The sequence below is a fragment of the Celeribacter baekdonensis B30 genome (genome assembly GCF_000299875.1).
Taxonomy (GTDB): Bacteria; Pseudomonadota; Alphaproteobacteria; order Rhodobacterales; family Rhodobacteraceae; genus Celeribacter; species Celeribacter baekdonensis_A.
Genome location: NZ_AMRK01000003.1, coordinates 271,182 through 288,566, shown reverse-complemented (window position 1 = coordinate 288,566; position 17,385 = coordinate 271,182). Strand labels below are relative to the sequence as shown.

21 protein-coding genes are annotated in these 17,385 nt (G+C 58.3%); 17 read left to right on the top strand and 4 right to left on the bottom strand.

Features of this window, described 5'->3' with window-relative positions:
* Positions 1-200: 200 nt before the first annotated feature.
* From rplI to rpsF, 3 genes are read right to left on the bottom strand one after another with little or no spacing between them, the layout of a single operon-like run.
* Positions 201-806, bottom strand: a complete 606-nt coding sequence (rplI, locus tag B30_RS07265; protein WP_009571395.1) for a 50S ribosomal protein L9 — start codon at positions 804-806, stop codon at positions 201-203.
* An 11-nt stretch (positions 807-817) separates the two neighbouring features.
* Positions 818-1,045, bottom strand: a complete 228-nt coding sequence (gene rpsR / locus B30_RS07260; RefSeq protein WP_005852865.1) for a 30S ribosomal protein S18 — start codon at positions 1,043-1,045, stop codon at positions 818-820.
* A gap of 21 nt (positions 1,046-1,066) precedes the next feature.
* The gene (rpsF, locus tag B30_RS07255; protein ID WP_009571394.1) at positions 1,067-1,423 is read right to left on the bottom strand and encodes a 30S ribosomal protein S6; all 357 of its coding nucleotides are present in this window, start codon (positions 1,421-1,423) and stop codon (positions 1,067-1,069) included.
* A gap of 510 nt (positions 1,424-1,933) precedes the next feature.
* Here rpsF and B30_RS07250 point away from each other — a divergent pair.
* From B30_RS07250 to B30_RS07235, 4 genes are all read left to right on the top strand, one after another.
* Complete coding sequence (locus tag B30_RS07250) at positions 1,934-2,218, top strand: hypothetical protein (protein ID WP_152002135.1); 285 nt, start codon at positions 1,934-1,936, stop codon at positions 2,216-2,218.
* A 206-nt stretch (positions 2,219-2,424) separates the two neighbouring features.
* Complete coding sequence (gene fabD / locus B30_RS07245; protein ID WP_009571392.1) at positions 2,425-3,354, top strand: ACP S-malonyltransferase; 930 nt, start codon at positions 2,425-2,427, stop codon at positions 3,352-3,354.
* A 111-nt stretch (positions 3,355-3,465) separates the two neighbouring features.
* Positions 3,466-4,203, top strand: coding sequence for a 3-oxoacyl-[acyl-carrier-protein] reductase (fabG, locus tag B30_RS07240; RefSeq protein WP_009571391.1), 738 nt, complete (start codon positions 3,466-3,468; stop codon positions 4,201-4,203).
* Between the two features lie 227 nt (positions 4,204-4,430).
* On the top strand, positions 4,431-4,664 hold the full coding sequence (locus B30_RS07235; RefSeq protein WP_009571390.1) for an acyl carrier protein: 234 nt from the start codon (positions 4,431-4,433) through the stop codon (positions 4,662-4,664).
* Between the two features lie 102 nt (positions 4,665-4,766).
* Here B30_RS07235 and B30_RS07230 read toward each other — a convergent pair whose 3' ends face one another.
* Positions 4,767-5,942 (bottom strand): PilZ domain-containing protein, encoded by a 1,176-nt coding sequence (locus B30_RS07230; protein WP_009571389.1) that lies wholly within the window; start codon positions 5,940-5,942, stop codon positions 4,767-4,769.
* Positions 5,943-6,136: 194 nt separating this feature from the next.
* Here B30_RS07230 and fabF point away from each other — a divergent pair, with 194 nt between their 5' ends.
* The 13 genes from fabF to B30_RS07160 all read left to right on the top strand — a co-directional run bounded on the left by fabF (position 6,137) and on the right by B30_RS07160 (position 17,341).
* Complete coding sequence (gene fabF, locus B30_RS07225; RefSeq protein WP_009571388.1) at positions 6,137-7,399, top strand: beta-ketoacyl-ACP synthase II; 1,263 nt, start codon at positions 6,137-6,139, stop codon at positions 7,397-7,399.
* The gene (gene mltG, locus B30_RS07220; protein ID WP_009571387.1) at positions 7,399-8,565 is read left to right on the top strand and encodes an endolytic transglycosylase MltG; all 1,167 of its coding nucleotides are present in this window, start codon (positions 7,399-7,401) and stop codon (positions 8,563-8,565) included. The genes fabF and mltG overlap by 1 nt, the downstream gene beginning before the upstream one ends.
* A 690-nt stretch (positions 8,566-9,255) precedes the next feature.
* A complete protein-coding gene (locus tag B30_RS07210; RefSeq protein ID WP_009571385.1) occupies positions 9,256-10,668 on the top strand; it encodes a DNA-packaging protein in 1,413 nt (470 codons plus the stop codon).
* A gap of 374 nt (positions 10,669-11,042) precedes the next feature.
* On the top strand, positions 11,043-12,266 hold the full coding sequence (locus B30_RS07205) for a phage portal protein (protein WP_009571384.1): 1,224 nt from the start codon (positions 11,043-11,045) through the stop codon (positions 12,264-12,266).
* Between the two features lies 1 nt (position 12,267).
* Positions 12,268-12,843, top strand: coding sequence for an HK97 family phage prohead protease (locus B30_RS07200; protein WP_009571383.1), 576 nt, complete (start codon positions 12,268-12,270; stop codon positions 12,841-12,843).
* A 102-nt stretch (positions 12,844-12,945) separates the two neighbouring features.
* Positions 12,946-14,160 (top strand): phage major capsid protein, encoded by a 1,215-nt coding sequence (locus B30_RS07195; protein WP_081583683.1) that lies wholly within the window; start codon positions 12,946-12,948, stop codon positions 14,158-14,160.
* 171 nt (positions 14,161-14,331) lie between these two features.
* The gene (locus B30_RS07190) at positions 14,332-14,928 is read left to right on the top strand and encodes a head-tail connector protein (protein WP_009571381.1); all 597 of its coding nucleotides are present in this window, start codon (positions 14,332-14,334) and stop codon (positions 14,926-14,928) included.
* Positions 14,928-15,269, top strand: a complete 342-nt coding sequence (locus tag B30_RS07185; protein WP_009571380.1) for a head-tail adaptor protein — start codon at positions 14,928-14,930, stop codon at positions 15,267-15,269. Before B30_RS07190 ends, B30_RS07185 begins: the two co-directional genes overlap by 1 nt.
* On the top strand, positions 15,266-15,676 hold the full coding sequence (locus B30_RS07180) for a DUF3168 domain-containing protein (protein WP_009571379.1): 411 nt from the start codon (positions 15,266-15,268) through the stop codon (positions 15,674-15,676). The genes B30_RS07185 and B30_RS07180 overlap by 4 nt, the downstream gene beginning before the upstream one ends.
* 25 nt (positions 15,677-15,701) lie before the next feature.
* Complete coding sequence (locus tag B30_RS07175; protein ID WP_009571378.1) at positions 15,702-16,115, top strand: phage major tail protein, TP901-1 family; 414 nt, start codon at positions 15,702-15,704, stop codon at positions 16,113-16,115.
* Positions 16,116-16,118: 3 nt separating this feature from the next.
* Positions 16,119-16,433 (top strand): gene transfer agent family protein, encoded by a 315-nt coding sequence (locus B30_RS07170; protein ID WP_009571377.1) that lies wholly within the window; start codon positions 16,119-16,121, stop codon positions 16,431-16,433.
* Between the two features lie 10 nt (positions 16,434-16,443).
* Entirely contained in the window at positions 16,444-16,671 is a 228-nt protein-coding gene (locus B30_RS07165) for a rcc01693 family protein (RefSeq protein WP_009571376.1), read from the top strand.
* Complete coding sequence (locus B30_RS07160; protein ID WP_009571375.1) at positions 16,664-17,341, top strand: phage tail tape measure protein; 678 nt, start codon at positions 16,664-16,666, stop codon at positions 17,339-17,341. Before B30_RS07165 ends, B30_RS07160 begins: the two co-directional genes overlap by 8 nt.
* Positions 17,342-17,385: the final 44 nt, after the last annotated feature.

Here is a 17,385-nt window from a genome sequence, read left to right as displayed (position 1 = left end):
AGATCTCCGAAAGCTCTTGGGGACAAAACCACGGGCGCTGTGTTTCGCCAAGACCCGAAGCGTCGAGGGCAGGGGCATCGGCAAGGATACGCTGAGGCGTGAAGCAATGGGACCAAGATAGGGGCGGGACTGGCGTTGCCAATCGCCACAAAAAAGCCCCGCCATATTGGCGGGGCTTTCTGATCGGAGAGACGAGAAGATTAGGCTTCGTCGGATGCCGGAGCAGAATCGTAATCGTCGTCGTCATTTGCAGCCGAACCCATATCGTCGAAGAGTTCGGAGATTTCGAATTCAGCCTGAGCTTCGGCTTCAGCGGCGAGTTCCTGAATGGATTTGCCTTCGGCCTGAAGCGTTGCTTCTTCGACAGAGCGCGCCACGTTGAGAACGATGGTGGCGTCAACTTCCGGGTGGAGCAGGACGTGCAACTCGTGCAGGCCAAGGTCCTTGATCGGAGCTTTGAGAGCGATCTGTTTGCGATCGACGGTGAAACCAGCGGCTTCGGCAGCGTCTGCAGCGTCACGCGGGGTGACAGAACCATAGAGCGAACCAGAATCGGAAGCGGACCGAATCACAACAAAGATCTGACCGTCGAGTTTGGCGGCCGCGGCTTCGGCTTCTTTTTTGGTTTCCAGGTTGCGGGCTTCGAGTTGCACTTTCTGAGCTTCAAACGCCTTGATGTTGGCGTCGGAGGCGCGGAGCGCTTTCTCTTGCGGCAAAAGGAAGTTGCGCGCGTAACCGTCTTTGACGGAAACGACATCGCCCATTTGACCGAGTTTGGCCACGCGTTCGAGAAGGATAACTTGCATGTGCTTTCTCCTTACTTCACGGCGTAGGGCAGCAGGGCGAGGAAACGGGCGCGTTTGATGGCGCGAGCCAGCTCACGCTGTTTCTTCGCAGAGACTGCGGTGATACGACTTGGCACGATCTTGCCACGCTCAGAGATGTAGCGCTGAAGAAGGCGGGTGTCTTTGTAGTCAATCGCGGGCGCGTTGTCGCCGGAGAACGGGCAGACTTTGCGACGGCGGAAAAATGGTTTAGCGGCCATAGGTTAGGTCCTTTCCTAAGATCAAGGGCGACGCGGGCGGCGCTCTTCGCGCTCGTCACGTTTCTGCATTTGGACGGACGGGCCTTCTTTGTGCTCGTCGACTTTGATGGTGAGAATACGCATCACATCATCATGCAGACGCATCAGGCGTTCCATTTCCTGCACGGCTTCCGACGGGGCGTCGGTGCGCAGGAAGGCGTAGTGGCCCTTGCGGTTTTTGTTGATCTTGTAAGCCATCGTTTTGACGCCCCAGTACTCGTGCTCGACGAGTTTACCGCCGTTGTCGGCGAGGACGGTGCCAAAATGTTCGATGAGACCTTCGGCCTGCGCGTTGGACAGATCCTGACGCGCAATGAAGACATGCTCGTATAGCGGCATGGAGACTCCAGTTCATAAATCAAGCGCATTTCATAGGGCGGGCATTTTGGCCTTTTCACGGCCCGTCCACGAGAGGCTGCGCGGTTCACATGTCGTGTGAAAAGGATGTGCCCTTATACGCATCTTGGGGTTTGGTTCAAGGTCCAAATTACGCAGAGCGGCGCCGAACCCATGGGGGATGCATGCCTTTCTTAACCATTACTTAAGGGGCAGTGAAGCGTGATGTGGAAGTCTTGAGAAGATGGCTTGAGAAGATGGCGATGGCCACATCCGGTCGTCACGATGTGACGGGGCCGCGTTGATGCCATGTCTTTTAAAATTTTATGAAAATATGCGATGATAAAAACGGTAAATAATCCGTCGTTAAGGCACTGTGTTTGGGGGGATTGTTCATATTAATATATTAATTTTAAACACTAAAGTTGATTTTAGGGTCATTAACCAATGCCTGATCTTTTGCTGGATATTGCCCCTACGTCAGGCGTTACTCTGCGGGCAGAGATAAAGGTGATGACCATGTATTTTACACGGATGAAACTGAACCGCGTGGCCGGAAAACCCGATGCCGTATCTGCCGTACCCTATTGGGCCTGGGGGCAGGGCGTTTTCTTTGCTGCGGTCTTTGCCGTTGTGTTGGCTGGCTTTTTGGGCATGGCTGCGGGGGCGAATTTCGATTTTTCTGGCGCGCTTGAAGACCATATCGACGCGATTGAGGCGGGACGCATCCCGTGCCCGATCCATGATGGCATGGTGCATACCCTGGAGGGGCCAAAATATATCAGAAATCCGAGTTGAACCGCGGCGGTCGAGTCATGGTGTGCCTGAACATTTGACCTGCATTTGATCCGTATCCAATCTAGTCTTACGATCGCGGGCCGGTGCCGGTTCGAAATGCGCCTGCTCGGGCTTGCCGCGCGCCTGTTGGGCGGGTAGACCAATGCCCAACTTAAATCCAAATGAAAACATGGCCGCCTTCAGAGCGGCATATGGAGGGGGCGAAGATGACGCGCGCATTCGTGTTTCCGGGGCAAGGGGCTCAGACGATTGGGATGGGCAAGGCTTTGGCCGAGGCTTATCCCGCAGCAAAAGCGATTTTTGATGAGGTGGATGAGGCGCTTGGCGAAAAGCTCTCAGTGCTGATTTGGGATGGTGAGATCGAGGCGTTGACCCTGACGCAAAACGCCCAACCGGCGCTGATGGCGACCTCTTTGGCGGCGCTACGTGCGCTTGAGGCCGAAGGCTATGCGGTAACGGATGCCGCCTTTGTCGCCGGGCATTCTCTGGGCGAATATTCCGCATTGGCCGCGGCTGGATCTTTGAGCATTGGCGATACCGCACGGCTTTTGCGCATTCGCGGAGAAGCGATGCAAAAGGCTGTGCCCGTCGGAGTGGGCGCCATGGCGGCGCTTTTGGGGCTGGATTTTGAGGCGGTCAAAGAGATCGCCGAAGAGGCCGCCCAAGGACAGGTCTGTCAGGCGGCCAATGACAATGATCCGGGTCAAGTTGTGGTTTCTGGCCACAAAGAGGCGGTGGAACGCGCGGTCGAGATCGCCAAGGGCAAGGGCGCGAAACGGGCCGTTTTGCTGCCAGTGTCCGCACCGTTCCATTGTGCTTTGATGAGGCCTGCGGCGAATGTGATGGCCGAGGCCCTTGATAATGTTGATATTCATGTGCCTGTCGTGCCGCTGGTGGCCAATGTGCGTGCCGCTGCCGTGACGGACCCGGCGACGATCCGATCGCTTTTGGTTGAACAGGTGACGGGGTCCGTGCGCTGGCGTGAGAGCGTGGGCTATATGGCGGCGCAGGGCGTCACCGAGATGTGGGAAATCGGCGCGGGCAAGGCGCTGTCCGGCATGGTGCGGCGGATTGACAAGAGCATCGTCTGCACAGCCATCGGCACGCCCGAAGACATCGCGAAACTGAAAAGTTAAAGGGGAGGGGCGCGGCCCCTCGCCGGACCTTTTGCAAGGATCGGCTCACCACGGGATATTGCCCGGAATATTGAAAGACAAAAGAAGCAGGACGCTTCGGGAGAGAGTCACATGTTTGATCTGACAGGAAAAAATGCGCTGGTCACGGGGGCATCGGGTGGCATTGGCGGCGCGATTGCCAAGGCGCTTTATGAGGCGGGGGCCACAGTTGCGCTGTCTGGCACACGGGTTGAGCCGCTGGAGGCACTGGCCGCAGAATTGGGCGCGCGCGCCCATGTGTTGCCCTGCAACCTGTCCGACAAAGAGGCGGTTGAGGCGCTGCCGAAACAGGCGGCTGAGGCGATGGGCTCGGTTGATATTTTGGTCAACAACGCCGGCATCACCCGTGACAACCTGTTCATGCGGATGTCGGATGACGAATGGGACAGCGTGTTGAACGTGAACCTGACGTCGACGATGAAGCTGTGCAAAGGCGTGATGCGTGGCATGATGAAGGCGCGTTGGGGCCGGATTGTGAATATTTCTTCGATCGTAGGCGCGACGGGCAACCCCGGTCAGGCCAATTATGCGGCCTCGAAAGCGGGCATGGTCGGCATGTCGAAGTCGCTGGCCTATGAGGTCGCATCGCGCGGGATCACGGTGAACTGTGTGGCGCCCGGATTTATTGCCACGGCGATGACGGACAAATTGAGCGACGATCAAAAAGGCAAGATCAACGCACAAATTCCGGCGGCACGGATGGGCACGCCGGAAGAGATTGCGGCGGCCGTGGTGTATTTGGCGTCGCAAGAATCCGGGTACACCACCGGGACCACGTTGCATGTCAACGGCGGGATGGCGATGCTTTGAGCGTAAAAAAGCCTTTTGGCATGTTGGGTCCAACGTGGGGTCACAAACCATTTGCCACGGGGGAGGATTGTGCTATGAGCAGCGAAGATTGGGCCTTGGGAGCGAAAGCGACCATGGTGTATGCCGTAGCGAAGACTTGAGTATCGTTTCGCAATGGACATGTAAGAAGAGCGGCCCAAGGGCCAAAGCTAATGTGGGCACTTCGCCCCAAACTATGAGGAAAGAACATGAGCGACATCGCAGATCGCGTGAAAAAGATCGTTGTCGAGCATCTCGACGTTGAAGAGGACAAAGTGACGGAAACGGCGTCCTTCATCGACGATCTTGGCGCTGACAGCCTCGACACAGTTGAGCTGGTTATGGCTTTTGAAGAAGAGTTTGGCATTGAGATTCCGGACGATGCAGCCGAGACCATCCAGACTTTTGGCGACGCAGTGAAGTTCATCACGGAAGCCTCTTAAGTCGGCTTTGATCCTAAATCAGGATCGTAAAGTTTTAAAACGGCGCTGTTTTACAGCGCCGTTTTTATTTTGCATGAGCCTCTTTGAGGGGAGAGCGATGGATCAGGCGGCCAGATCAGGATCTGGTGAGGGGGTGTCATCCAGTGCGTCCTCGCCCCAATCCGAGGACAGGAGCGCCTGTTTCAACGCTGCCGCGTCATAGGCGGGCGGGATAAAATTCTGGCCAAGGGCCTGCGTCTTGGCGCGCTCAGAACTGATTTTTTGGGCAAACTCCTCCAAAAGGTATTTCATCTCAGCCTCGGTGAGCAGTTTGTCAAATTTCACACCGATAAAATAATTGCTGCGCCACATCACGCGGGCTTTGCACACAACAGGGCCGATGGTGAGTTTGATTTTCTGGCGGTCGCGCAGTTCCAGCGTGGTTTCGAGTTTCGCGCCGATTTGGCTCAGATCGAGCACCTCACCGAAAACCGGCAGGATTCCATCGAAAATCACCACAGGCAGGGTGCAGGGATAGCGGGTGGCGCGGCGTTGCACGATGCCATAGCGCATCCACGCCCAAGAGGTGATGGCGGAGATGAAAGTGAAAATCCCAAGGGCAAAAGCGGCGTTTCCCGAGGGGCTTAGGGTCACAGGCGCGGCGACGGAGGGCGGGGCAACCGCAGGGCGGAATTCATCGAAATTTTCGGGGTCGAAGGTCAGGGCTGTAGGGGCGGAGGAGGCATGGTCTTCAGAGGCCACGACATCGACGATTTCTTTGATGCCCTCGCGAACACGACGCAGGAATGTTGATTTTTGCTTGCCATCGGCTTCGAGAAAATCCGGAGCATCGGGGTCGCATTCGGTTGCGGAGAGGAAATGTGACAAGCTTTGAGATTGTGACGAAAAGCGCGGGTCCGTGCCGTAGCGCTTGGCCATTTCGCCCCAATTGTCACGCTGTAGATCCAGCAAGTGGTGGCGTGAGGTGATGAAATCAAAAAGAGCTTGTTCGTTGGCGCCTAAGTCCGCCGCGTTGATTTGTTTGAGCAATTTGTCGCGCTCGTAACGGTCCATTTCAGTTCGGAAGATGCGGGCAGCTTGGAGTTCGTCGGCGGTCCCGAGGGATTTGATATAGGTGTTGGCGCTGTCATTGAGCGTATTCAACCAACTTTCCAGCCGGCAGGATGGTGCGGAAAAGGCGGATGTGGCGGCAAAAAACAGCGAGGCAAGGCCAAAGACTGCGATCCGGGCGAGGCCAGAGCGGAAAATCCAAAAAGTGCGTCTCAGATCAAAGGTCATGGGAAGGGCCACGCGTTTTGGTCTGTGATAACTGAAAAAGCGTCAAAATCTGGTTTACGCAACAGGAGCGCAGCACAGGTCAAAGGGGTATGGGGCGATTTTCCGGCTGCGGAAATGCGCCCGAGCACTGTCTCGGACTTCCATCAGCGGAAAAGGCCGTGTATTGAAGGGCTGATCAAAATGAGGGGGCCAGAATGCGCCGAGTAGTTGTCACAGGACTTGGGATGGTTTCGCCGCTGGCGTGCGGTGTTGAGGAAACATGGACGCGCCTGTTGGCGGGGGAATCGGCCGGGGGCACGATTCAGCGGTTTGACGCGAGCCATTTGGCCACCGATTACGCCTGTGAGGTGAAAATCGGCGATGGCACCAACGGGACGTTCAACCCCGAAGATTGGATGTCGAACAAAGAGCGCAAAAAGGTCGACGATTTCATCCTTTTTGGCATTGCGGCGGCTGAACAGGCGCTGACCGATGCAGGATGGAAGCCGGAAGACGAGGAAGATCGTCTGCGCACCGGTGTGTTGATTGGCTCGGGCATTGGCGGTCTGTCGTCGATTGCAGATGCGGCGGTTTTGCTGAAAGAAAAAGGCCCGCGGCGGATTTCGCCGTTCTTTATTCCGGGCTCTTTGATCAACCTGATCTCGGGCCAAGTGTCGATCCGCTACGGGTTTAAAGGCCCGAACCATTCGGTCGTGACCGCCTGTTCGACGGGCGCACATGCGATTGGCGATGCGGCGCGTCTCATTCAGTGGGGCGACGCGGAGGTGATGGTTGCGGGCGGTGCGGAAGCAGCAATTTGCGAATTGGGCATCGCGGGCTTTAACGCCTGTAAGGCGCTTTCGACCAAACGCTCCGATGATCCGGCAAAGGCGTCGCGGCCCTATGACGATGACCGTGACGGCTTTGTCATGGGCGAGGGCGCGGGCATTGTGGTGTTGGAAGAATATGAGCACGCCAAAGCGCGCGGCGCGAAGATTTATGCGGAGATCGTCGGCTATGGCCTGTCGGGCGATGCCTATCACATCACTGCACCGGCCTCCGATGGGGACGGCGGGTTCCGGGCGATGCAAGCGGCGCTGAACCGCGCCGGGCTTGAACCCAAAGACGTGGATTACATCAACGCCCACGGCACATCGACCATGGCGGATACGATTGAATTGGCGGCTGTGGAGCGGCTTTTGGGGGATGCGGCGGCGAAAACCACCATGTCCTCGACAAAATCCTCCATCGGCCACCTTTTGGGGGCTGCGGGGGCTGTTGAGGCGATTTTCTGTGTCCTGGCGATCCGCGATCAGGTGGCACCACCAACGATCAACCTTGAAAACCCGGCAGTGGAGCCGGTGTTGGATTTGGCGCCGAACGTGAAACGTGAGCGTGAGATCAATGTGGCGCTGTCCAACTCCTTTGGCTTTGGCGGCACCAATGCCTCGCTGGTGTTGAAGAAGGTGACAGATTGATGTGGAGGTCTATCGCCTCGAATGCGCTGACACTTTTGATTGTGGTGCTAATCGCGTTTGCGGGTGTGATTGCATGGGGCAAGCGGGAATATACAGCGGCGGGTCCGTTGGAGCAGGCGGTGTGTTTGCGCGTGCCCTCCGGGTCAACGATGCGCCGGGTGTCGGATGATCTGGCCTCAAAAGGCGCGATTTCATATCCGTCGATTTTCCGCATTGGCGCGGATTATTCCGACAAAGCGCAGCAGTTGAAAGCCGGGTCGTTTTTGGTGCCGGAAGGGGCGTCGATGGCGCAGATCACCGATTTGATTACCCGTGGCGGGGCTTCCACCTGTGGCACCGAAGTGGTGTACCGGATTGGGGTGAACCGCGCCCAGATGCAGGTGCGACAGTTGGATCCGGCGACCTCGGCCTATGTTGAAACGGTTGAGTTTCAGCCGGGCGAAGAGGGCGTTGCGACGCCTGAGGCCTATACCAAGGTGCGTGGTGAGGCGGACACACGGTATCGCGTGTTGGTGGCCGAGGGGACGACGGTGTGGCGCGTGGTGGAGAGCCTGAAACAGGCGGATTTCCTCAGCGGCAGCGTTGAGGGTGAGGAGATGCCGAAAGAGGGCATGTTGGCTCCTGACAGCTATGAGGTGCGTGCGGACTCTGACGTGGATGAGTTGATCGCGCGGATGCAAGAGTCGCAGCAGATGCGGATTGATACGATCTGGGCGCAGCGCACCGAGGGTCTGCCGTTTGAGACGCCGGAAGACATGCTGACGCTGGCGTCGATCATCGAGAAAGAGACCGGCGTGGCGGAAGAGCGGCGTCAGGTGGCGTCTGTGTTTGAGAACCGTTTGAAACGTGGCATGCGGTTGCAGACCGATCCGACGGTGATTTACGGCGTGACCAATGGAGTCGGTGTTTTGGGGCGTGGTTTGCGGCAATCTGAGTTGCAATCTGACAGCCCCTATAACACCTATGTGGTCGAGGGCTTGCCGCCGGGACCGATTGCCAATCCGGGGTTTGCCTCTTTGGAGGCCGCTGTGAACCCGGATGCCACGCCCTATCTGTTCTTTGTGGCGGATGGTACAGGCGGGCATGCCTTTGCCGAGACCTTGGCCGAACACAACGCCAATGTTGTGAAATGGCGCGAGATCGAGGCACAAAGAGCGAGTCAGTAAGTCATTAAAGCGCCATGCCACAAACCTGAAACACGGGTTTATGGCGTGGCGCTTTAATATAATTTAGAGAAGGGCGCGTTCATTGCGCCTTTTTTCGTTTTGAGGGACCGAGTGTAAAAACATTGGCGGTAAGCCGGACGTCGTAAGGATCTTTCATCTTCGCTCCTATGTGCGCGGTGATGTTTGATTACGCGTTTGTTTTCAGAGGGAAAGGCGTGGGAACGCAAAAGGTTAATGGTGCGGAAATTCGAGAGTTCTGTTGGTTAACTTATTGAAAGTATTAAATAACTTGACGTGAGAACGATTTTATGGCAGCCTTATGGCATGCTAGAAGACGTGGGTGAAGCGGCCAAAGTGGGTGCCTGAGGGGGCGCGCGCGATGGGCCGCTTTTTCTTTGGGGTGATCCCGCGGGACCGTCCATATCAAAGCGCTCGCCTCTCTCGTGCGGAGATTCAATGCATGAGAGGCAGATCCTATGAAAGTAGAGACTTCATCTGTGGGGGATGACCGCAATCGCGACAGTCTGGTCGAGATTGCAAATGAGAGCGTGGTCCGGGCGATCCGGGCCATTCACGATGCCATTGACGGCGTGCGTGCCGGAGATCCGAAATCGGCGAGCGAGATCGCCAAACATATGGCGGATCTGAACAAAGCGCTGAATATTTCGTTTGAGGAAAGGAAGCGTCTCGATGACCACAAACGCAAAACCGGAGAGCTTGGGGGCGGAGAACTTGATCTTGACGCAGCCCGATCTCAGATCCTTGATGGCCTGGGTCGCCTCAGAGCCGCGAGAGGTTCAGGGCCAATTTCTCAATGATCTCGATGAGGGGGCGCTTTTGGCGCTCCCTTTTTTGTTTGAGGCCTGGGCATTGGATCACCAATTGCCGCCCGAGGGCGATTGGCGCACGTGGGTGATTTTGGGCGGACGCGGTGCGGGCAAGACACGGGCCGGGTCCGAATGGGTGCGCGCGATGGTGGAAGGATCGCGGGCCTGTGATCCGGGGTGGGCCAAACGCGTGGCCTTGGTCGGCGAGACCTATGATCAGGCGCGCGAGGTGATGGTGTTTGGCGACAGCGGTATTTTGGCCTGTAGCCCGCCGGATCGGCGTCCGAAATGGGTGGCAACGCGGCGCACGCTGGTGTGGCCCAATGGGGCGGAGGCGACGGTGTTTTCAGGCAATGATCCGGAGGCATTGCGGGGGCCGCAGTTTGATGCGGCCTGGATCGACGAATTGGCGAAATGGAAAAAGCCGCAAGAGGCGTGGGACATGCTGCAGTTCGGCCTGCGGTTGGGCGATGATCCGCGCGCGGTGGTGACAACGACGCCGCGCAACATCGCGATTTTGAAAACGCTGTTGCAACGGTCCTCGACAGTCTCGACCCATGCGACGACAGAGGCGAATGCAGCGAATTTGGCGGCGTCGTTCCTCGAAGAGGTGAAAACACGCTATGCGGGGACACGATTGGGGCGGCAGGAACTGGACGGCGTATTGATCGACGAGGAAGAGGGCGCGCTGTGGTCTTTGGCCCGGCTTGAAGAGATGCGCGCGGGCGATTTGCCGGAGTTTGACCGGATCGTCGTGGCGGTGGACCCGCCGGTGACCGGCCATGCGGGATCGGACGAATGCGGGATCGTCGTGGTGGGTGCCGTGACCCAAGGCGCGCCACAGAATTGGCGGGCCTATGTGTTGGAGGACGCGACGGTGTCGGCGTCGTCCCCGACCGTGTGGGCCAAGGCGGCGATTGATGCGTTGGCGCGCTGGGAGGGTGACAAGATCGTGGCGGAGGTAAACCAAGGCGGCGATTTGGTCGAGACCGTGTTGCGGCAGATTGATCCGATGGTGCCGTATAAATCGGTGCGCGCGACGCGGGGCAAGGCCGCGCGGGCGGAGCCTGTGGCGGCTTTGTATGATCAGGGCCGGGTCAGGCATGTTTGGGGCGGGTTGGACGCGCTGGAAGACCAGATGATCAAGATGACGGCACAAGGGTTTCAAGCGCCCGGAAGCCCGGACCGTTTGGATGCGCTGGTCTGGGCGGTGCATGAGTTGATGATTGTGCCTGCGGCGGGGCATTTGCGGCCACGGATACGGACGCTTGGTTAGGTGTTGCGTGTCACGCGGAGCAGCGCGCGGCCTGCTTAGAACTTCTTTTACCCTGTCGTTTAGAACGTTTTTACCGAAGGCGCAGTGATGGACACATCAAGGGTCCTGAGGGGCGGGAGAGCCCGCAAGAGGTCTCGGGGAGGCGCGGGCGCCACGACAGGTTTGGTGAGGTTGAAAGATCCCATCATGCTCCCTTTCCGGGCCTCGTGTGCGTCAGGTGGATCGGGGCAGGTGCCCGGATGCGCCAATGCCACGAGGCCGAAACAGTCGAGAGTAACAGCCAAGGCTTGGCGGGGTTCTTTGCGGGCCGCGCACAGTGGAGGCATGGATGCCACAGCGGCATCGCCGGACAAGAGATGAGGAGAGACACGGATATGGTGTTTGACTTTCTGAAGCGGGGCGCACCCGAGATGCCCGAGATGAAGGCCTCGGCGACCGGGCCGGTTGTGGCGTCGGTTTCCGGCGTGGGCCGCGTGGCCTGGAGCCCGCGCGATACGGTGACGTTGACGCGGGTGGGGTTTATCGGCAATCCGGTTGGGTTTCGCTCGGTCAAATTGATTGCGGAAGCGGCGGCGGCATTGCCTTTGGTGATGCAGGATGCAGAGGCGCGGTATGACGTGCATCCGCTTTTGTCGGTGATTTCGCGTCCCAATCCGGCACAGGGCCGGGCGGAATTGTTTGAGGCGCTCTATGCCCAGCTTTTGCTGTCGGGCAACGCTTACCTTGAGGCGGTTGGCGACTGGGGCACGGCACCGCAGGAGTTGCATGTGTTGCGCTCGGATCGGATGAACCTTGTGCCCGGTGCGGATGGTTGGCCAGTTGCCTATGAATATGCGGTGGGCGGGCGCAAGCACCGGTTTGACGTGATCGACGGGCATTCCTCGATTTGTCACATCAAGACCTTTCACCCGGCGGATGATCATTACGGGCTGTCCCCGATCCAGGCGGCGGCGACGGCGATTGATGTGCATAATTCGGCCTCGCGTTGGTCGAAAAGCCTTTTGGACAATGCGGCACGGCCTTCGGGCGCTATTGTGTACAAGGGCATGGATGGTCAGGCGTCGATGGGGGCGGATCAATATGATCGGTTGCTCAGCGAGATGGAGAGCCATCATCAGGGCGCGCGCAATGCGGGTCGGCCAATGTTGTTGGAAGGGGGGCTTGATTGGAAACCGATGGGGTTCAGCCCCTCCGACATGGAATTTCAAAAGACCAAAGAGGCCGCGGGACGCGAGATCGCCCTGGCCTTTGGGGTGCCGCCGATGCTTTTGGGCATCCCCGGTGACATGACCTATTCGAATTACCAAGAGGCGAACCGGGCGTTTTATCGTCTGACGGTGCTGCCGATGGTGAGCAAGGTGACGGCGGCGATCGGGCATTGGTTGTCTGAGCGCACGGGGGAGGCGATTGAGCTGAAACCCGACCTTGATCAGGTCTCCGCGCTGTCGAGTGAACGCGACGCGCAATGGAACCGGGTGGCGAGTGCCGATTTCCTCACACCCGAAGAGAAGCGCGCGATGTTGGGTCTGCCGCCCTTGGCTGCGGAATCCGCTTCACCAAAGGCTGAGGATCAGGCCCAAGAAGATGAGGGGAACTGAGATGAACAAGGAGTTTCAAGGCGGTCTTGAGCACAAGTTTAGCCGGTTGGGCGAAGATATTGTGGTGACGGATGGGGTCGAGATCGAAGGCTATGCCTCGTTCTTTGGGCTGACAGATCAAGGCGGCGATGTCGTTTTGAAAGGGGCCTATGCCACGTCTCTCAAAACGCTGAAATCGAAGGGTCGTTCGGTGAAGATGCTGTGGCAGCATGATCCGAGCCAGCCCATCGGCATTTGGGACGAGGTGCGTGAAGACGCGCGCGGGCTCTATGTCAAGGGACGCCTGCTGACCGACGTTGCAAGAGGTCGCGAAGCGGTGGCGCTGATCGAGGCGGGGGCGATTGACGGGTTGTCGATCGGATACCGCACCGTGAAGGCGCAAAAGGACGCGAAAGGCGCGCGCCTTTTGTCCGAACTGGAACTTTGGGAGGTGTCTTTGGTGACATTTCCGATGCTTCCCGAAGCGCGGTTGAGCACGGAGGCAAAGGGGGATGACCCGTATGCGACCGAGACGATGCTGCGTGACCTTGCGGACGCTTTTACCAGAGCCCGCAAGCAGCTGGCCAGCGAGAGCTAACGCCAGCGCAGTCACCCGCGATACCCAACACAACAACGAAGGATTGTTTGGATGAGCAAAACCGAGATGAAGGCCCAAGGCGGCTTTCAGGCCGGGACCGGTATGTCCGAGACCTCGGCCTATAAGGGGGGCCAGTTTGGTGCCCAAACCGGGGCCCATATTGGGACCGGACCGGCCACCGAGGTGAAGACCGCGTTGGCCGAATTCGTAAGTGATCTCAAAGACTTTCAAATCGAAATCAAATCTAAACTTCAAGAACAGGAAGAGCGACTGACCATGCTTGATCGTAAATCCCACACCTTTGGCCGTCCGGCCCTGTCCGCAGCGCGTGATGTGGACATGTCCCACAAATCGGCTTTTGTGACCTATGTGCGCAACGGCGACGATGACGCGTTGCGTGGCGTCGAACTCGAAGGCAAATCCATGTCCACCGCCATCAATGGCGACGGTGGCTATCTTGTGGACCCGCAGACCTCTGACGTGATCAAATCGGTGCTGAAATCCACCGCGTCTATCCGGTCCATCGCGACTGTGGTGAATGTCGAAGCGACCTCTTATGACGTGCTGATCGACACCACGGATATTGGCTCGGGTTGGATCACGGAAACTGGCGCCGTGGGTGAAACTTCCACGCCGACCATCGACCGTATTTCGATCCCACTGTTTGAGCTGTCGGCTTTGCCGAAGGCCTCTCAACGTCTGTTGGACGACTCTGCGTTTGACATTGACGCGTGGCTTGCCGGTCGCATTGCCGACAAATTCGCCAGTGCTGAGGCGTCTGCCTTTATCAACGGTGATGGCGTTGATAAACCGACCGGCTTTTTGGCGCACGCACAAGTGGCCAATGACAGCTGGGCTTGGGGCAGCCTTGGCTATGTCGCCACCGGCACCGATGGCGCGTTTGATGCGGCCAATCCGGCGGATGCGATTGTGGAGCTGGTCTATGCGCTGGGTGCACAGTACCGCGCCAACGGCACCTTTGTGATGAACTCGAAAACTGCGGGCCAAGTGCGCAAGCTCAAAGATGCGGATGGCCGTTTCTTGTGGTCAGACAGTCTTGCAGCGGGTGAGCCGGCGCGTTTGATGGGCTACCCGGTTTTGATCGCGGAAGACATGTCGGACATCGCCTCTGATGCGGCTGCAATTGCCTTTGGTGATTTTGCCTCGGGGTACACCGTTGCCGAACGCCCGGACGTGCGCATCCTGCGCGATCCGTTCTCGGCCAAGCCGCATGTGCTGTTCTATGCCACCAAGCGCGTGGGCGGTGACGTGTCTGACTTTGCAGCGATCAAACTGCTGAAGTTCTCGGTCTCCTAAGATCGTTTGAAGACGTGCCCATGGCCGCACCGCATCGGTGAGGTCATGGGCAATGGATGCGCGCCCCATAAAGCCCGTGTTGTCTAGCTGCTCCCCCTCCGTCCGAGCAACAAGGGGGGACGCGCATCCATACTCACTGCAACCAGGGGGACCCGGAAACGGAGATGTACCATGATGTTAATGGAGCAGACCCAGGTGCCAAGCGCGGCATTGCCGGTCGCTGAATTCAAAGATCATTTGAGACTGGGCACCGGGTTCGGCGATGATGGGGTTCAGGACGGGGTCCTTGAGACGTTCCTACGGGCGGCGATGGCGGCTGTCGAGGCGCGGACCAACAAGGTTCTGATCATTCGCGACTACACCTATACGCTGTCGGCGTGGCGTGATCTTGGCGCGCAGGGGCTTCCTGTCGCTCCGGTCCGTGCGATCACTGCTTTTGTGATTACGGATCGTTTGGGCGCGGAAACTACGATTGACCCAGCCAAATATGTGCTGGAGCAGGATATGCACCGCCCCCGGCTTGTCTCGACAGGGTTCGTGTTGCCGCAAATCCCGGTCGCCGGACAAGCGCGGATTGAATTTACGGCCGGGTTTGCAAATGCTTGGGGCGATTTGCCCGCAGATATTGCGCAGGCCGTGATGCTTTTGGCGTCGCATTATTACGAACACCGCCATGAGACGGCGGTGGGTGAGGCAACGATGCCTTTTGGCGTGAATGCCCTGCTTGAGCGCTATCGCAACCTGCGTCTGTTTGGAGGGCGTTTGTGATGGCAGACGTCGTTCACCTTAATCGCAAACTCGTTTTGGAGGAGGCCAACCGGGTCTCCGACGGGGCGGGTGGTTATGTTGAGACCTGGGCACAGGTTGGCACGCTCTGGGCGTCCATTCAGTCGGGAACAGGGTCTGAGACCTCAGAGGATTTTCTAACCGTGAGCCGAGTGCCGATGAAGATCATCGTACGGGGCGCCCCGGTTGGATCGCCCCGACGTCCGAAACCCGATCAACGCTTTGTCGAAGGCGGGCGGATGTTTCGCATCCTGTCCGTGACGGAGCTTGATCCGCAGGGGCATTACCTGACCTGCAATGCGCGTGAGGAGGTGGCGTCATGAGTTACGGTGTTGCGGCAGCTTTGCAGACAGCGGTGTATCAGGCGCTTGTAGCCGATGCGACGCTGACGGGGATGGTGGGCAGCGCGATTTACGATGCGGCCCCGACCGGCACCTTGCCCTCTTTGTATGTGAGCCTTGGCCCGGAGGACGTGACAGATGCGTCTGACAAAACCGGAGCGGGGGCGCGCCACGAGTTCACGGTGTCCGTGGTGGCGGATACGGCGGGTTTTTTGACGGCAAAACAGGTGGCCACGGCCATTTCCGACGTGCTTGTCGATGCGGATCTTGCGTTGAGCCGCGGTGTGCTCGTTGGGCTCTATTTCGTGTCGGCCAAGGCCCGGCGCGTTCAGGACAGTGATGTGCGCAGGATTGATTTGAAATTCCGCGCGCGTGTTGAAGACAACTGATTATTCCAAGACGGAGTACACGACCATGGCTGCTCAAAACGGCAAAGACCTTCTCATTAAGCTGGATATGACTGGCTCCGGCTCTTTCGAAACCATTGCGGGGCTGCGGGCGACGCGGATTTCATTCAACGCAGAAAGCGTGGATGTGACCTCGCTGGAAAGTTCCGGCGGTTGGCGAGAACTCCTCGGTGGTGCCGGGGTGAAGAGTGCCACGATTTCGGGTTCTGGTGTGTTTAAGGACCAAAGCACGGATGAACGCGCACGCCAGATTTTCTTTGACGGTGAAGTGCCCAATTTTCAGGTGATCATCCCGAATTTTGGCGTTGTCGAAGGGGCGTTTCAACTGACCTCTATCGAATACGCCGGCTCTTACAATGGCGAGGCCACCTATGAGCTGGCGATGTCATCGGCGGGTCAACTGACCTTTACGGCGGTGTAAGTCATGGCGAACCCCTTTCAAGGTGAAGTGGCGCTGACGCTCGATGGTGAACGTCATGTTCTGAAGCTCACGCTTGGGGCGTTGGCGGAACTCGAGGCGGGTCTGCAGACGGACACGTTGGTGGAGTTGGTCGAGCGCTATGAGGCGGGTCGGTTTTCGTCCGCGGATGTGCTGCGTGTTGTTGTGGCGGGCCTGCGCGGCGGCGGCTGGAAGGGGCGCTATGACGACATTCTGACGGCAGAGATCGAAGGTGGGCCGCTTGAGGCGGCGCGGGTTGGCGCAGAGCTGATCACGCGGGCCTTTATGGTGCCTGGATGAGGGGGGGCAAATGAGCCTGATGACAGATAAGGGGGGGGTCGATTGGCCCGCGCTGATGCGGATCGGCATCCGGGGGCTTGGGTTGAAACCCGATGAGTTCTGGCGGCTGACGCCTGCCGAACTGTTGCTGATGTTGGGCACAGGAAGCAGCACCGCACCGATGGGCCGCACCCGGCTCGATGAATTGGCCAAAGCCTTCCCCGACGAAGGCGCAATGAAAGGGCAAGACGATGGCTGAGATCAACGGCACAGATGTAAATGGCCTTGACGCCTTTGAAGACAAGGTCACGCAGATGGAAAGCGCCATTGGCGGTGCCGAGGCGATGGCGGCGGCATTCAACCAAGAGATGGTTCGGCTTCAGGCAACGGTGGCCGAGACTCAGCGTGAGGTGTCCGCACTTGAGCGCGGGATTTCCCGAGGCTTGAAAAAGGCGATTGATGGCTTGGTGTTTGATGGCGACACGCTGGCACAGGCGCTCAAGGGCGTTGGCACGTCGATGTTGGATGCGGCTTACAATGCGGCATTGAAGCCCGTGACGAGCCATGTGGGTTCGGTGCTGGGCTCCGGGCTTGAGAGTATCATTCGGGGCCTAATGCCGTTTGAAAAGGGCGAGGCTTTTGCACAGGGCAATGTGATGCCCTTTGCCAAGGGCGGCGTTGTGTCCAGCCCGACTTATTTCCCGATGCGCGGCGGCACGGGTCTTATGGGCGAAGCGGGAGCGGAGGCGATCATGCCACTGACGCGCGGGGCCAATGGTAAATTGGGCGTTCAGGCATCAGGGTCAAGCAGCCCAGTCAATGTCACGATGAATATCACCACGCCGGATGTCGAAGGTTTTCGGCGCAGTCAAAGCCAAGTGGCGGCGCAGCTCAGCCGTGCGCTGGGCCGTGGTCAACGCAATCAATAACGCAATACGGGCCGGGACCGGCCTCAACCGCCATTCGAATGGAG

What these genes read in the sequence shown, in the direction of transcription:
- B30_RS07230 (WP_009571389.1), bottom strand. Translation starts at nt 5,942, where the DNA reads ATGACCTTTGATCTGAGACGCACTTTTTGGATTTTCCGCTCTGGCCTC.
- rpsR (WP_005852865.1), bottom strand. Translation starts at nt 1,045, where the DNA reads ATGGCCGCTAAACCATTTTTCCGCCGTCGCAAAGTCTGCCCGTTCTCC.
- B30_RS07250 (WP_152002135.1), top strand. Translation starts at nt 1,934, where the DNA reads ATGACCATGTATTTTACACGGATGAAACTGAACCGCGTGGCCGGAAAA.
- B30_RS07185 (WP_009571380.1), top strand. Translation starts at nt 14,928, where the DNA reads ATGGCAGACGTCGTTCACCTTAATCGCAAACTCGTTTTGGAGGAGGCC.
- B30_RS07170 (WP_009571377.1), top strand. Translation starts at nt 16,119, where the DNA reads ATGGCGAACCCCTTTCAAGGTGAAGTGGCGCTGACGCTCGATGGTGAA.
- B30_RS07205 (WP_009571384.1), top strand. Translation starts at nt 11,043, where the DNA reads ATGGTGTTTGACTTTCTGAAGCGGGGCGCACCCGAGATGCCCGAGATG.
- B30_RS07180 (WP_009571379.1), top strand. Translation starts at nt 15,266, where the DNA reads ATGAGTTACGGTGTTGCGGCAGCTTTGCAGACAGCGGTGTATCAGGCG.
- B30_RS07210 (WP_009571385.1), top strand. Translation starts at nt 9,256, where the DNA reads ATGACCACAAACGCAAAACCGGAGAGCTTGGGGGCGGAGAACTTGATC.
- rpsF (WP_009571394.1), bottom strand. Translation starts at nt 1,423, where the DNA reads ATGCCGCTATACGAGCATGTCTTCATTGCGCGTCAGGATCTGTCCAAC.
- B30_RS07175 (WP_009571378.1), top strand. Translation starts at nt 15,702, where the DNA reads ATGGCTGCTCAAAACGGCAAAGACCTTCTCATTAAGCTGGATATGACT.
- B30_RS07160 (WP_009571375.1), top strand. Translation starts at nt 16,664, where the DNA reads ATGGCTGAGATCAACGGCACAGATGTAAATGGCCTTGACGCCTTTGAA.
- rplI (WP_009571395.1), bottom strand. Translation starts at nt 806, where the DNA reads ATGCAAGTTATCCTTCTCGAACGCGTGGCCAAACTCGGTCAAATGGGC.
- B30_RS07195 (WP_081583683.1), top strand. Translation starts at nt 12,946, where the DNA reads ATGTCCGAGACCTCGGCCTATAAGGGGGGCCAGTTTGGTGCCCAAACC.
- B30_RS07165 (WP_009571376.1), top strand. Translation starts at nt 16,444, where the DNA reads ATGAGCCTGATGACAGATAAGGGGGGGGTCGATTGGCCCGCGCTGATG.
- fabG (WP_009571391.1), top strand. Translation starts at nt 3,466, where the DNA reads ATGTTTGATCTGACAGGAAAAAATGCGCTGGTCACGGGGGCATCGGGT.
- fabF (WP_009571388.1), top strand. Translation starts at nt 6,137, where the DNA reads ATGCGCCGAGTAGTTGTCACAGGACTTGGGATGGTTTCGCCGCTGGCG.
- B30_RS07190 (WP_009571381.1), top strand. Translation starts at nt 14,332, where the DNA reads ATGATGTTAATGGAGCAGACCCAGGTGCCAAGCGCGGCATTGCCGGTC.
- B30_RS07235 (WP_009571390.1), top strand. Translation starts at nt 4,431, where the DNA reads ATGAGCGACATCGCAGATCGCGTGAAAAAGATCGTTGTCGAGCATCTC.
- fabD (WP_009571392.1), top strand. Translation starts at nt 2,425, where the DNA reads ATGACGCGCGCATTCGTGTTTCCGGGGCAAGGGGCTCAGACGATTGGG.
- mltG (WP_009571387.1), top strand. Translation starts at nt 7,399, where the DNA reads ATGTGGAGGTCTATCGCCTCGAATGCGCTGACACTTTTGATTGTGGTG.
- B30_RS07200 (WP_009571383.1), top strand. Translation starts at nt 12,268, where the DNA reads ATGAACAAGGAGTTTCAAGGCGGTCTTGAGCACAAGTTTAGCCGGTTG.